Genomic DNA, 15364 nt, shown 5'->3' with positions numbered 1-15364 from the left:
TTGAGGTTTTTTTTATTTTATTCAAGTGCCTTATCAAAAACATTTTTAATTATTTCTTTTGTAGGAACTCCTTCATGAACCTTTGTTTCACCAACATAATATGTAGGTACATAATAGTAGTCATATTTTTTAGCTGCTTCAGGTTCTTTCTCCTCGTCGATTACTCTGATTTCAACTTTAGAGTATTCAGGATTTTCTTTAATTAATTCCTCCATCCAGGAGTCAGCTTTTTTGCAGTATGGTCACCAATCAGTAATAAGCATAACTACAGTTTTCATTAATATCACTCTCCTATAATTTATATATAATATATTGTATCCTAATAATACAAATTTCATAGTAACTAATTGTAAAATATTATATAATTTTCATATAATGCTTAATTGGGGGTGTAATATATGGGGATTTACAAGCTTTCACTTAAGATGCTTAAGTTGGATTTTAGAAAGTGTATTTTCTTTATAGCAGCAATAGTTTTTTCAACTGCTATAGTATTTAATTTTTTTAACGTTACCTTTAGTAAAAACTTTACTTCATCGCAAAATGATGATGCTGTTATATACGAAATTATAGCGTTGGTAGTAATCGTAATAGCGGCATTGTTTGTATTCTTTGCTAACACATATTTTATTATGTCAAAAACTAAAGAGATAGCTATTGCAGCATTAGGTGGAATAAATGTGTATAAGCTTTCACAGTATTTGTTCTATCAAACTTTAATGATCATATTAATAGCATTTCCAATAGGGTTGGTATTGGGTACAGCTATAATGCCGATTTTTACAGCTATAATGCATAAGGCTTTAGATATGAAAGGAAGCTTATGGGAGTTTTCCGGGATGGGCTTTGTTTGTACTGTATGCGTCATAGCTATACAGTTTATATTTTTACTGCTTGTAAACACCGGTTATGCCTATAGAAAAGAAATTAAAGAACTGCTGACTATAGAAAAACAAGTTTATGAACCGGATAGGAGAACAATGAAAATCCCAAGGGTTATATATCTAATTATCTACTTATTACCTATACTTCTAATCTTTTTAGATTTAGGTAAAGATAATCCTTCCTTCACGGTTTGTTATGCCATAATCTTGTCTACTTATGGAACTCAGGGAGTTATAAGATATTTCTTACCTAATTTAGTGCTTAAACTGAAAAAGAAAAGATATATACACAATAAAATAAAGTTAGTAGCTCTAAGTAATCTGCATTATTCTCTTAGAAAGGCTAATTATTTGATAGTTCTGTTAGCAGTTTCTATAGTAATTCTTATATCATTTATTTGCGGATACAGTTCCTCTCCTAGAGTAAAGTTGGTTTGTATATTTTCATATGTTGTTATACTGTTTTTAATATCTATGAGTATGATATACAAGGTTTTAATTGAGGCTTTTAATAGAAAAACTAGCTTTAAACAGCTAAAGCTGATTGGATATACTTCAGATCAAATTGTAAAGATTATAAAACAAGAGAATTTTATGTTTTTTTCTGTTGTTTTAGGAGTGCCTCTTATTCATGTGATTATTCTGCTTTTTACTCATTTAAAGATAGGGGCTATAGGAATTACATTAGCTTTATTCCTAGCAGGAGCATTTGTAATTGTATTACTTATTACGTCACTAGCTTCTTATAAAATCTATAAAAATATGATTTTTAAATTTATTTGATAGGGGGAGAACTAATTTGAGCGAAGTAGTAGCTGCTAAAAATTTGATAAAGTTTTATGGAGATAAAAACAAATTTAAGGCCTTAGATGGTATAAATTTATCTATAAATGAAGGGGATTATATATGCATTATGGGTCCTTCAGGCTCCGGAAAAACAACTCTTTTAAACAACCTATCAACAATTGATATGCCTACCTCCGGAACAGTTAAAATAAACAATATTAATGTGCGATCTATGAATGAGTTTGATTTAGGAAAGTTCAGATATGAAAACTTAGGTTTTATATTCCAGGAGTTTAATCTTATTGATTCACTTACCATAAGAGAAAACATAGGAATACCTTTGGCTTTAGCAGAAAAGCCTGAAAGAGAGATAAATGAAAGGGTTGCTGTTATAGCTGAGAAACTTGGCATTTCTGATATCTTGGATAAGTTCCCAGTTGAATGCTCAGGTGGCCAAAGACAGAGGGCTGCTTCTGCTAGGGCATTAGTTGCAGAGCCTAAGATGGTAGTAGCAGATGAGCCTACAGGAAACCTTGATACAAAGAACTCACATGAGTTGTTAAAGATATTAAGGGAGCTTAACGAAAATGAGGGAATAACAATATTGATGGTTACTCATGATGCGATGATAGCTAGCTATGCTAAAAAACTTATACTATTAAGAGACGGGAAGATTGAAGAGACAATTGAAAGAGAAGGTTTAACTCAAAGAGAATTTTTTTATAGAATAGTTGAAGCTGCTACAAAAGAGTCTCAAGACTTATTTGAAGCTATGAAGGGGTAGGCCGTATTTGTATACGGCCTATCATTTATATATTCCCAAGAGAAACCCTGTTAAGATATTTTTTAGCTGTTTCTTCAGCCTTATACATAAAGTCTATGTCTGTAGGCGGACTCTTCATCTTATATCTAGGAAAGTATCTTGTAAGATGAAGAGGGATATCTTTATTTATATTGCTCAGAAAGCTTGATAATTCTCCTATTTCATCTATGTTGTCATTTTCACCGCTTACAACTAAGGTTGTTATCTCTACATGACAGGACTTTGCAGAAAGCTCTATGGTCTTAAGGACAGGCTTTAGGCTGCCGCCGCATATATCATTATAATACCTGTTACTGAAAGCTTTAAGGTCTATATTCATAGCATCTACATAGGGAAGAAGCGCCTTCAAAGGTTCTTCACTTATATATCCATTTGTGACTAAGACTACAGATTTATTTTTATCAGTTTCCTTTAATAATTTTGCAGTATCATAGACATATTCATACCATATACTGGGCTCATTATAGGTAAAAGCTATTCCTATATTATCCTCTGCATTAAGTATAGTTTCTACTAAGTCTTCTTTAGACATAAACTGGCTCGGAGGGATATATTGTGAAATAGTATAGTTTTGGCAGAAGCTGCAGGTGAAGTTGCAGCCAAAGCTTCCAACAGACAATATATAGCTGTTTGGCTTAAAATAATGCAAGGGCTTTTTCTCAATGGGATCTAGCGCCATTGAAGTAATCATACCGTAGTTTATACTGAACAGTTCTCCGTTTTCATGCAGTCTGACTTGACACTTTCCAACATGACCATCTTCAATTACACAATTATGAGGGCAAAGATAACAATGTATTTTATCTTTTAGTTTTTCAAAAAACATAGCTTTTTCTTTCATAAATATCACATCCTTAAGCCTTAGTCTTCTTTGTGTCTTATAACTCTGAATTTTTCCAGAGTATAATCATCATAAAGGTCTATACCTGCCTTACTAAGGGCAATGGAAATTTGCTCATCTACAGAGTCTACTCCTTCCAAGTCCGGAAGTAAAAGTCCTGAGCGGCCTCTGCTTCTTACTATAACTCCATATTCCTTTGGATTAAGCTCTTCTTTTTTTGCTGGTTCAGGCTCTGTCAAAACATCTACAGAAAAGTCTATATCTAAAAGTTCATCTTCTTCAACCTCACTGAATCTTGGGTCATTTACTCCAGCCTCAATAGCATTTCTTATTATTTCTTCTGCAACAGAATTTGTTGTTGGCAGGATTGTTCCTATACATCCTCTAAGCTCGCCATACTTTTTTAGAGAGACAAAAACTCCTCTTCTTATATTCTTCATTTCCTCGGGAATATAGTCAGGAATAGTTTTAAGCTCTATGCCCTTAGTTAAATAAGTTGTAAGGCTTTCACGTGCAAGTCTTACATAGGGATCAGTCTGTTGAAGCTTTTTCTTATGGTTAAGTTTTCTTAGATTTTCTATATCTTTAAGCTTTGAGGAATCTTCTGATAGAACATTAAATTTCATTACGCCGTAGCCTACTCCAAAGGTTCCTTCATAGCTTAATAAGTTGCCGTTAAACCTCTTTCCTTCCAGAGCTCCAAGCATTATGAATACAGAACGCCTTCCGCATTCTCCCGAATTACATACCGTTTCTCTATCCATGCCAAATAGTTTTAATATATCACCTTTTTCTAAAAGCTCAAGAAACTCCTTATCAAATTTTTCTCCATAAGGGCTGTAAGCATAAGGACCTTCTTCTTTTAACCTATGAGACAAATCACCACTTGCTATAAATACTACTTTTTCATTTACTTCCTCTACAGCTTTAGTTATCATCATACCAAATTTGTATAGCTCAATATCGCTAAAAGGAGCGTAGGTAATGTGAACAAGCTTAAAATCTTTATAATGCTCATTAATAAAATATAAAGGAACTAAAGCTCCATGGTCTATTGTAACTGAAGTTTCATACATCTCTAACAGTTCATTATTAGCCATAACAACAGGAATATTATTTTCAGCTGCTATTTGATGAATTTTGTTAGTAAGCTTCTTATCTAAAGAGAGTTCTAGTGTGACATTAGGCACTCCAAAATTTATAAGGCTTCCACGAAGCTTCTCTTCGTAAGCAAGTGCTATGGCGTCTTGAAACATTGTACCGTGAGGTGTAACAACAATAATTGTATCTGGAGCTATTTCTTTGATTTCTTTTCCGAGCTCGTGCATGCTTTGACCTGTAGCAGATATTTTTTCTTCTTCTCCTTTGCCTACTTCAGGAACAACAATTGGTGGATGAGGCATTAAATAAAATCCTTCTATACTCATAAGTTTTCTCCTTCGTAATATTATTTACCAATCTTATTTTTACCTATTTTTTTAATAAAATTAACTTATATAAAAATAGAGTGTCTTACTAAAAAGACACTCAAATATTTAGAACTATTTATTTATTGTTTTACCGCTTGTATTTACTGTATTACCCTTAAGAAATTTAAATCCTCCATTTTTAGAGTAAAGCACTGAAACAATTACTATTACAGAACAGATAACTAAGGTAGTTATCATTCCCCAATCCGAAGCTTTATACTGCACAAGCACTGGAGCAGCAAGCAAGGATACAAGGTTCATAACCTTTATCATAGGGTTTAGTGCAGGACCAGCAGTATCTTTGAGAGGATCGCCTACTGTGTCGCCTACAACGGCAGCCTTATGAGCTTCTGAGCCTTTGCCTCCATAAAGTCCATCCTCTATAGTCTTTTTAGCATTATCCCAAGAGCCGCCTGTATTAGCCATAAATACTGCAAGTAGCTGTCCTGAAACTATAACTCCAGCTAAGAAGCCGCCTAGAGATTCAACGCCAAGCAAAATTCCCACTACAAGAGGGCTTAATATACCTATTAGAGCAAGCCCTATAAGCTCTCTTTGAGCTGAAACTGTGCATATATCAACTGCATTTTGATAATCTGGCTTAACCTTGCCTTCCATAAGGCCTGGTATTTTAAATTGTCTTCTGACTTCCTCAACAATTTTTGAAGCAGCACGGGTTACTGCATTAATTATCAAGGAAGAGAAAAGCCAAGGTATACAAGCTCCGATTAATACTCCTATAAAAACTATGGGCTCGGATACACGAATTCCTGTAGATGCAAGCCTTAAGGCTTCACTAACCTTCATCTGACCTTGTATTTTAGTTACATCAGTTAAGAAAGAGCCAAACAAGGAAACAGCGGCAATAACAGCTGAACCTATAGCTACACCTTTAGTAATAGCTTTTGTTGTATTTCCTGTTGCATCGAGATGATCCATAACCTTTCTTGCTTTTTTATCAAGTCCGGCAAGTTCACCTATCCCATTTGCATTGTCAGAAATCGGCCCAAAAGAGTCCATGGCTACATTGTTTCCTGTAAGAGTAAGCATACCTATACCGGTCATAGCAACACCATATAAGACATAAGTTATTCCCATTCCATTATATATAAGCAGTGAAGTTAGTATTGTAATAGCGATAACTATTGTCTGCCAAACAGCACTTTCAAAGCCTTCAGCAAGACCTCTTAAGATAAGCGTTGCTGAACCTGTTTTTGAAGCAGCTGCAATATCTTTAACTGGTCTATAGTGAGTATCAGTAAAGTATTTTGTGATTTCATCAAGTACTAGTGCAAGTACAATACCTACACCAACTGAGAAGAAAGCTTTCCATTCATTCATGTAGAAGTGTGCCAGTAAAGCAAAAGAAGCTAAGCTAATTATTGCAGACACATGAAAGCCTTTATTTATAGAATCCATTGCATTATTATTTTTTAAGTCCTTAGAACCTTTTACAATATAAGTACCAATTATTGAAGAAAGAACACCGATACCTCTAACTAGTAGAGGGAAAACAATCCATTTTAACTCACCATGATTAAGGTTCATAAGTGCTAGACCTAGTATAAGACCTGAAACTATTGTTACCTCATAAGATTCAAAAATGTCTGCTGCCATACCGGCACAGTCGCCAACGTTATCACCAACAAGGTCAGCTATAACGGCTGCATTTCTTTCATCATCCTCTGGAATACCAGCTTCAACCTTTCCAACAAGATCCGCACCTACGTCAGCAGCTTTTGTATAAATACCCCCGCCTACTCTCATGAAAAGAGCCAGGAGGGTTCCGCCAAAGCCAAAGCCTAAGAGAGCGTCAGGAGCAGAAACACCAAATACCATAAATATTAAGGTTCCACCAAGAAGTCCAAGACCATCTGTAAGCATCCCTGTAATAGTGCCAGTTCTATAAGCAATTTTAAGAGCTTCACCAAAATTTCTGGTGGAAGCAGAAGCAACACGTACATTTCCCTCAACAGCCATTCTCATACCGAACTGTCCAACCATTAGTGAGAAACAGGCACCCATAACAAAAGCGATTGCACGCCCAACACCTATAATGATTTTTACAGAAGCTTCAGATTTGCCGGCAAAGCGGGTCATAGCTTCTTCTGAAGGAGGAACTACATAAACAGAAAGAAATAAAATGAAAGTAAGTACAATAATTAGAGGCACAATAGTTCTTAACTGTCTTTTAAGATAAGCATCAGCACCTTCCTTAATTGCGCCCCAAACTTCCTGCATTTTAGCGGTACCTTTATCATACTTGAGAATCTGACTTCTAAGCATTAAAGCGTAACCTAAGCCTAAAAATGCTATAAGTAAAACACACCAAATAGCAACTATCTCAAAGGTAGTCGCGTTAGTAAGACTAAACATTAAGACCAACTCCTTCGTCAAAAATATAAAAATTTTTCCCACTATATTATTATGTAAACGATTGTTAAAATCCTCTAAAAAATTACAATTTTGTATAATCATACAACAATGCTGTATAAATTTATAAAAAGTTTTGAAAAGCATTAAATAGTATATTATATTGAAGGTATGTGATATATTTTTGCAGCCAATTATGGAGGTTTTAAATGAAAAAGGATATAACTATTGTTTTAGCTCCGGATTCCTTCAAAGAGAGTATGACAGCAAAGCAGGCTTGTGAAGCTATGGAAAGAGGCATAAAAAAGGCTTCGGATAAAATAAATTGTGTTCATGTTCCAATGGCCGATGGTGGTGAAGGTACAATGCAGGCATTAGTTGATGCAACTAATGGAAAAGCATATTCCATTAAGGTAATTGGTCCTCTAGGTAATGAAGTTGAAGCACGATATGGTATTCTAGGAGATGAAGAAACGGGTGTATTTGAGATGGCAAGTTCAAGTGGAATTCAGCTGGTACCTTTAGAAAAAAGAAATCCGCTTATTACAACAACCTATGGAACAGGCCAGCTAATTAAAGCTTGTTTAGATAAAGGAGTAAAAAAGCTTTTAATCGGAATAGGAGGAAGTGCTACGAATGACGGTGGAGCTGGGATGATTCAGGCATTAGGAGGAAGGCTTCTAGATAGGGCTGGTAATGAAATAGGGTATGGAGGCGGAGAACTTGGGAAGCTTTCAAAAATAGATTTATCGAATTTTGATATTAGACTAAGTGAAATCTTAATTGATGTAGCTTGCGATGTTACAAACCCTTTGTGCGGACAAAGAGGAGCAGCTAACATATTTGGAATGCAGAAGGGGGCTGACCATGAAATGATTAAAATTCTGGATAATAATCTATATCATTATTCTCGTATAATAAAAGAACAGCTGGGAAAAGATGTACTAGAAGTGCCGGGAGCAGGAGCGGCTGGAGGTCTCGGAGCAGGACTTATGGCCTTTTTAAATGGAAATTTGAAAAAGGGAATAGATATGGTAATAGAGTATTCACATCTCGAAGAAAAAATTAAAGAGGCTGATATGGTTTGGACTGGCGAAGGAAGTATTGACTTTCAAACTCACTATGGAAAGGTACCAATAGGTGTAGCAGCTACTGCAAAAAAATATAATAAACCAGTAATAGCTTTAGCAGGCAGAGTTTCAGATGACATAGATATTCTCTATGAAAAAGGTATTGATGCTGTATTTGGGATAATGAAAGGTGTAACCTCTTTAGAAGAAGCTTTAATGAAAGGGCAAGAAAATCTAGAAAAAACTTCAGAAAATATTATCAGAGTGTTTAATTTGTTATAATATATATACAATGCAATAAAGTAATATTAATTTAATTTTAATAAAAGCGAGGGAAAAAATATGAATAATATGTTTGATAAAGTTATGGAATCAGTTAAATACATAGAAAGTAAAGTAAGTTTAAAGCCAGAGATAGCTGTTATACTTGGCTCAGGGCTTGGAAACTTAGTTGATGTAGTAGAAAACAAGCAATACATAGATTATAAGGATATACCAAATTTTCCACAGTCAACAGTAGCAGGTCATGAAGGAAGATTAGTTTTTGGAGATATTAAAGGGAAAACAGTACTTATAATGCAGGGAAGATTTCACTATTACGAGGGCTATACAATGAAGGAAGTTACTTATCCTGTTTATGTAATGCAGAAGCTTGGTATTAAAAAGCTTGTCGTAACAAATGCCTGCGGTGGTATAAATACAAGCTTTAAGCCAGGCACATTAATGCTTATTAAAGATTTTATAAACTTAATGGGAGATAATCCTTTGATGGGAGCTAATGATGAAAGATTTGGAGTAAGATTCCCTGACATGTCAGAGCCTTATAAGCTTAACTTTATAGACAAGGCAAAAGGTATAGCTGAAGAGCTAAATATTGAGCACGCTGTAGGTGTTTATGCAGGATTCTCAGGACCATATTATGAGACAGCTTCTGAAATAACCATGATTGGAAGAATGGGAGCTGATGCGGTAGGAATGTCTACTGTTCCGGAAACTATTGCAGCTAATTATTTAGGTATAGATGTACTTGGAATAGCCTGTATAACAAATATGGCAACAGGGATACAGAAAGTAAAACATTCACATGAAAGAGTAGTAGAAACAGCAAATAGAATTGCAACAGATTTATGTAGATGGGTACAAGAGATAATTAATGCATTATAATTTGTTTATAATAGCAGCTCAAGTGTATTGTAGGTGATAAAAGTGGAATACAACATTCTAGATATAATAAAAGCTGAAGATAAGAAAAATCCATTAACTGATGAAGAGATAGCAAATAAACTTGGTGTCTTAAGAGAAACTGTAACGGAATATAGAAAGGAATATGATATTCCAGATTCAAGACAGAGAAGAAAAGAATTTATAGTTAAAGATGCTTTAGAGATCTTACGAAAAGATATCAAGCTTTCTGATAGGGCATTTGCAAAAGAGTTAAATGAAAAAGGATATAATTTAGCAAGATATGCAGCAGCAAGTGTTAAAAAGGAAGTTATAGATATTTTAGAAAAAGAAAATATAAATAAAAGCTCAGATGTTAGTGAACTTCAGACAGAGCAAGTGATTGAATCAAAAAATTCTGATGATCCTTTTTCGGTTATAATAGGCCATGAGGGCAGTTTAAAGCTTCAGATTAATCAGGCGAAAGCTGCAATTTTATACCCTCCTCATGGTCTTCATACATTATTATTAGGACCTTCTGGAGTAGGAAAGAGTTACATGGCTGAAGTTATGTATGAGTTTGCCAAAACTACTAAAAACTTTTCAGAGGATGCTCCTTTTATGTTATTTAATTGTGCTGATTATGCAGATAATCCTCAGCTGCTTTTATCTCAGCTTTTTGGTTATGCAAAAGGAGCTTTTACAGGAGCAAATGAAAATAAAAAGGGAATTGTTGAGCTTTGTAATGGGGGAATACTATTTTTAGATGAAATCCACAGACTTCCTTCTGAAGGGCAGGAAATCCTTTTCTATCTAATAGATAGAGGAAAATTTAGAAGACTTGGAGAAACAGAAGTAACTAGAGAAAGCAAACTAATGATTATAGCAGCAACCACTGAGAGTCCGGAGAGCTCACTTCTTTTAACCTTCAGAAGAAGAATTCCTATGGTTATTGAAATACCTTCTGTAAAAGATAGGGCTTATGATGAAAGATTTCATATAGTGAAAAATTTCTTTTTAAATGAAAGTGTACGGCTTGGCAAAGATATCTTTGTAGGAAGAGATGTTATTAAAGCATTTATGACCTATGACTGTCCCGGAAATATAGGACAGCTCAAAAGTGATATTCAGGTTTGCTGTGCTAGAGGTTTCTTGCATTCTACTTTAAATAATAAAGAAAATGTAAGAGTAAACTTTCAGCATGTGCCTGATCATGTAAAAGAACAGGTCTTAACTGCCACCATAAATAGTAAAGAGCTTGAGCGATTTACTAAAGAGAATATTATAGTATCTTCTAAAGGTGTAGAGATTTTATATAAAGACCAGTATAGCTCGGTTGAAAGGGATAATATATATCAGTTTATTGAAGATAAATACAAGGAGCTTAAATCTGATGGCTATAGTGATAAGGATATTAATAAGGTAATAGGTCAACAAGTAGAGGATGAACTTATGAGATTTGCATCTTCTATTAATTTAGCAGCTTCAAATACCCAAGAAATTGTGAATATTATTGGCGAAGATATGCTTAAAATTACTGAGGATGTTTATAAGTTAGCTAAAAAATATATAAATGGCCTACAAAGAAAAGTTATTTATCCTCTTGCAATCCATTTAAGTTCAACCTATGACAGGATATTGAATAGGAGAGAAATAGTAAATCCTAATTTAAATATGGTTAAAGATAAGTACAGCAATGAGTATAAAGCTTCTGAGAAGGCTGGAGAACTGATCAACAATAGACTAAAGATAGAACTGCCAGAAGATGAAATTGGCTTTATTGCAATGTATCTAAAGCATTTTCAGGAAGAAAGCAAGCTAGAGGAAGGGCGAGTTGGAGTAATAGTTTTATCTCATGGAAGGGTAGCCTGTGGAATGGCAGAGGTAGCTAACAGACTGCTTGGGGTTAATCATGCTGTGGGGCTTGAAATGGACCTTAGTGATTCACCAAATATAATGCTTGAGAGAACTACTAAGCTTGTTCAAAAGATTAACCAAGGTAAAGGATGCATTATACTTGTAGATATGGGTTCCTTAACAACTTTTGGAGACATAATAACTGCCAAAACAGGAATTCCAACCAGAGTAATTGGACGAGTAGATACTCTGATGGTATTAGAATGTGTAAGGAGAGCCATTCTTCCTGAGGATACTTTAGACAGTATCGCAGATGAAATAGATAATAAAGATAATCCTTATAGGTATTCTAAAGTTGATATGCAGGATAAAGGCAAGGCTATAATTACCTTATGTATAACGGGTGAAGGTTCAGCAGCGAAGGTTAAGGAATATATTGAGAATTCTTTAGGTGAAAGTGTCAGAGATGTTGATATAATACCTTTAGGATATATGAATAATGATGATATTGCAGCTACTATTGATAGAATTTCGAGAACAAAGCAGGTGCTTGCAATAGTAGGAACTATAAATCCAGAACTTAAGGATATTCCTTTTATATCTGTTGAGGGACTAATAACAGGTAAGTTGATTGGCAGGCTTAAAAAAGTAATAAGAAATGAAAACATATTTATCAACAGATTATCAGAGGTAATACCACCAGATGTTATTCTTCCTGAAGAAAATTATAAATATAAGGATGAAGTTATAGATAAGATAGCAGAGAATTTAATCACAGAAGGTTATGTAGAAGAAGGTTTTCTTTTAAGTGTCTACAGAAGAGAGGCTTTAGGCACTACCTATCTAAAAGGGGGTATAGCTATCCCGCATGGAGATAGCAAGTATGTTACAAAACCAACCATTGCTATTACAAAACTGGCCAATCCTATAAATTGGGATGGGGTTAATAATGTGGATTTAATTTTTATGATTGCTCTAAAAGAAGATTCTAAAGATTATTTTGAGCAGTTATACAGGATAATATCTAGTGTTGACGCACTCAAAAGGATAAGGGAAGCAAAAGATAAAGAGGAAATATCAAATATTTTATTTAAAAATACAATACCAGCCAAATAAGTTGGCATCATAATTGCTATTTATAATAGTGACAATAAGGAGGTTGATAAAATGGATATCAAAAACTTCCCAAAGGTCACTATTATTTTGCGTGGATACAATTATAATCAAGCAAGAACAGTTATGAAAGCATTAGTTCAAAGTAATATCAGAGCTGTAGAGATAACAATGAATACTGAAGGCGCAGTAGAAACAATTAGTAAGCTTTCAAAAGAATTTGGAGACACTATGTATGTTGGTGCGGGAACTGTAACAACAGTTAAACAGGCAGAAGCAGCAATAAATGCAGGTGCAAAATTCATTCTTTCTCCAGTAATGCTTTCTAAAGAAATAATAGACCTTTGCAGGGAAAATTCAGTTATATCAGTACCAGGAGCAATGACTCCTACGGAAATATATAAATCTTTTGAATATGGAGCAGATATAGTTAAGGTGTTTCCAGCAATAAGCTGTGGAACAAAATTTTTTAAAGATGTAAAAGCTCCACTCGGAGAACTTTCATTGATGGCTGTGGGCGGTGTCTCAAAGGAAAATGCAAAAGATTTCTTTAGAGACGGAGCAGATTTCTTAGGAATAGGCTCAGGTGTCTTTAATAAAGAAGATATTGAAAATGAAAACCTTGAAGGATTAATTAATTCCCTTAAAGAGTTTGAAGAAAAAATAAACTAGGAGATATAGACATGAGCGCAGGAATAGATTTTGCAAAAGATTTAGTTTTTAAGGATTTAGAGTTTTCAAGTAATACAGAAGTATTAAAGTTTTTATCCTCAAAACTTCAAGAAAAAGGATATGTTAAGGAAGGGTATCAAAAAGCTATTTTAGATAGAGAAGAAGAATATCCAACAGGACTTCCATCAGCAGATATAAAAATAGCAATACCTCATGCGGATCACAATTTAGTAAACAAGGCGACCTTGGCCATTGGAGTTTTAAGGAAGCCGGTAGAATTTAAATCCATGGAGGATCCAGATAAATCTTTAGATGTTAGTGTAATTATAATGCTTGCATTAAGTGAACCTCATGGGCACATTGAAATGCTTCAAAGGGTTGTTAAATTAATTCAAAATCCAGAAGTACTAAGGGAAATTGTTGAAGCACCTTCAACAGATGAAGTAATAAATAAGCTGGAACCTTATTTAATAGCTTAAGAAGATAAGAAGATAAGAAGAAAAGAATATAAAAATATAAATATACGGAGGTTAAAGTCCTAAATGGACTTTAACGAGTAATTTGCGAGCGGGAGCGAGTGATTTAAACTACTCAGTGCTTCCGACTATAAGGAGGAAATAAAAAATGAAAAAAGTATTAGTAGCATGTGGAAACGGAATCGCAACATCAACAGTTGTGGCAATGAAAATCAGAGAGGCTTGTGAAGAGAATGGAATAAACGTAAACGTTAACCAGTGTAAGCTTTTAGAAGTATCATCAAAGGTTTCAGACTATGATCTTTTAGTTACTACAGGAAAGTTTACAGGAGCAGAAGTTAATATTCCTGTAATAGGAGCTATATCATTATTAACTGGTATAGGTGAAGAGGAAACAATAAAAGAAATTATTAATGCCTTAAAATAATAATATTTTAATAATAAAAGGGGGATTTACAAATGCAGGAACTTTATAAAATATTTCAGGTAGTGCTAAATGACGCAGGCCCTACTGTAATGCTTCCAGTAATCATATTAATTATAGGACTTATCTTCAGAGTTAAGCCAGGAAAGGCTTTTAGATCCGGTTTATTAGTTGGAATAGGTTTTGCAGGTATCAAACTTGTTATAAATTTACTTTCCTCAAACCTTGGACCAGCTGCTCAGGCAATGGTTAAAAACTTCGGTATAAAACTAGATACACTTGATATAGGCTGGGGAGCTATAGCAGCAGTAACTTGGTCATCACCAATAATACCAATATTAATATTTGCAATATTACTTACTAACATCGTAATGCTTGTTCTTAAGAAGACAAACACACTAGACGTTGATATTTGGAATTATCACCATATGGCTATAGTTGGTATAATGACTTACTTTGTAACAAAGAACGTTATTCTTGGTATAGCTGCAGCAATAACAATGGCAGTTATAGCATTTAAAATGTCAGACTGGTCAGAAAACCTTGTTAGTGACTACTTTGGACTTCCTGGAGTATCACTTCCAACAATGTCTGCACTTTCATCTTTAGTAATTGCAGCACCATTAAACTGGTTATTAGATAGAATTCCAGGAATAAATAAATTAAACTTCAGCGTTAAAGATGCTAAGAAGTATTTAGGATTATTCGGAGAACCAATGATGATGGGACTTATCCTTGGAGGAGTTATTGGAGCTCTAGCTAAATACAACACTACAAAAGTTCTTAATATAGCAGTTAACATGGCAGCAGTAATGGTTCTTATACCAAAAATGACTTCCTTATTCATGGAAGGTTTAATGCCAATATCAGAAGCAGCTAAGAAGTTTACAAAAGAAAAATTCAAGGGAAGAAAATTCTTAATAGGATTAGACGCAGCAGTTGTAGTTGGAAATCCAGAAGTTATAACAACTTCTTTAATAGTAATACCTTTAACAATAGCTATGGCAGTTATCCTTCCAGGAAACAGAATGCTTCCATTTGCTGACTTGGCAGTTGTTCCATTCAGAGTAGCAATGGTAGTTGCATTAACAGAAGGAAATCTTGTAAAGAACATTATCATAGGTCTTGCATGTACAGGAGCAATACTTCTTGCGGGTACTAACACAGCACCAGTATTAACAAATCTTGCAAAATCTACAGGTATAGATTTAGGAATGGCAGGAGGAGCGCTTATTTCTTCCTTCGCAGCAACAAGCTTAACAGTAAGCTTTATAGTTTATAAGGTGTTTACAGGAAACTTAATTATAACCCTACCAGTATTCTTTGCAGCATTTATAGCAATTTGGGTTTACATTGAAGTTATAAAGAAGAAAAAACAAGCTAAAAACGAAGTAGTAGAAGAAGCAGTATAAGAT

Annotated in this window: 12 protein-coding genes and 1 pseudogene; 9 read left to right on the top strand and 4 right to left on the bottom strand. The window is 34.3% G+C overall.

From position 1 onward, the window contains the following. Window positions 1-17: 17 nt before the first annotated feature. Window positions 18-230: pseudogene (locus JK636_RS02680) on the bottom strand (glutaredoxin); the annotation flags it as partial. Between the two features lie 168 nt (window positions 231-398). Between JK636_RS02680 and JK636_RS02675 the strand changes: the two are divergent. Both JK636_RS02675 and JK636_RS02670 read left to right on the top strand, forming a co-directional pair. After that, window positions 399-1667: an FtsX-like permease family protein gene (locus JK636_RS02675; protein ID WP_202747284.1), complete on the top strand. Its 1269-nt coding sequence runs from the start codon at window positions 399-401 to the stop codon at window positions 1665-1667. Between the two features lie 16 nt (window positions 1668-1683). Next, complete coding sequence (locus JK636_RS02670; RefSeq protein ID WP_202747283.1) at window positions 1684-2454, top strand: ABC transporter ATP-binding protein; 771 nt, start codon at window positions 1684-1686, stop codon at window positions 2452-2454. A 25-nt stretch (window positions 2455-2479) separates the two neighbouring features. Here the strand turns inward: JK636_RS02670 and amrS are convergent, their stop codons facing one another. From amrS to JK636_RS02655, 3 genes are all read right to left on the bottom strand, one after another. Further along, on the bottom strand, window positions 2480-3334 hold the full coding sequence (amrS, locus tag JK636_RS02665) for an AmmeMemoRadiSam system radical SAM enzyme (RefSeq protein WP_202747282.1): 855 nt from the start codon (window positions 3332-3334) through the stop codon (window positions 2480-2482). A gap of 20 nt (window positions 3335-3354) precedes the next feature. After that, a complete protein-coding gene (gene amrA, locus JK636_RS02660; RefSeq protein WP_202747281.1) occupies window positions 3355-4761 on the bottom strand; it encodes an AmmeMemoRadiSam system protein A in 1407 nt (468 codons plus the stop codon). A gap of 114 nt (window positions 4762-4875) precedes the next feature. Then, window positions 4876-7179, bottom strand: a complete 2304-nt coding sequence (locus JK636_RS02655) for a sodium-translocating pyrophosphatase (protein ID WP_202747280.1) — start codon at window positions 7177-7179, stop codon at window positions 4876-4878. A 206-nt stretch (window positions 7180-7385) separates the two neighbouring features. Between JK636_RS02655 and JK636_RS02650 the strand changes: the two genes are divergently transcribed. The 7 genes from JK636_RS02650 (at window position 7386) to JK636_RS02620 (ending at window position 15361) form a co-directional block, all read left to right on the top strand. Further along, a complete protein-coding gene (locus JK636_RS02650; protein ID WP_202747279.1) occupies window positions 7386-8528 on the top strand; it encodes a glycerate kinase family protein in 1143 nt (380 codons plus the stop codon). A gap of 69 nt (window positions 8529-8597) precedes the next feature. Beyond that, on the top strand, window positions 8598-9410 hold the full coding sequence (locus JK636_RS02645) for a purine-nucleoside phosphorylase (RefSeq protein ID WP_202747402.1): 813 nt from the start codon (window positions 8598-8600) through the stop codon (window positions 9408-9410). 42 nt (window positions 9411-9452) lie between these two features. Further along, window positions 9453-12380 carry a sigma 54-interacting transcriptional regulator gene (locus JK636_RS23975; protein ID WP_202747278.1) on the top strand — a complete coding sequence of 976 codons (2928 nt, stop codon included), beginning with the start codon at window positions 9453-9455 and terminating at the stop codon, window positions 12378-12380. A 51-nt stretch (window positions 12381-12431) separates the two neighbouring features. Beyond that, entirely contained in the window at window positions 12432-13049 is a 618-nt protein-coding gene (locus tag JK636_RS02635; protein WP_202747277.1) for a bifunctional 4-hydroxy-2-oxoglutarate aldolase/2-dehydro-3-deoxy-phosphogluconate aldolase, read from the top strand. Between the two features lie 11 nt (window positions 13050-13060). Further along, the gene (locus JK636_RS02630; protein ID WP_034570902.1) at window positions 13061-13528 is read left to right on the top strand and encodes a PTS sugar transporter subunit IIA; all 468 of its coding nucleotides are present in this window, start codon (window positions 13061-13063) and stop codon (window positions 13526-13528) included. 145 nt (window positions 13529-13673) lie between these two features. After that, window positions 13674-13952, top strand: a complete 279-nt coding sequence (locus JK636_RS02625; protein ID WP_202747276.1) for a PTS sugar transporter subunit IIB — start codon at window positions 13674-13676, stop codon at window positions 13950-13952. 32 nt (window positions 13953-13984) lie between these two features. Then, window positions 13985-15361: a PTS galactitol transporter subunit IIC gene (locus JK636_RS02620; protein WP_202747275.1), complete on the top strand. Its 1377-nt coding sequence runs from the start codon at window positions 13985-13987 to the stop codon at window positions 15359-15361. Window positions 15362-15364 lie beyond the last annotated feature (3 nt).

It is taken from the genome of Clostridium rhizosphaerae, assembly GCF_016765585.1.
In the GTDB taxonomy this organism is placed as follows: domain Bacteria; phylum Bacillota; class Clostridia; order Clostridiales; family Clostridiaceae; genus Clostridium_AT; species Clostridium_AT rhizosphaerae.
Note: the sequence above shows the minus strand (reverse complement) of the source record. Positions and strands in the feature narration are given on the sequence as shown.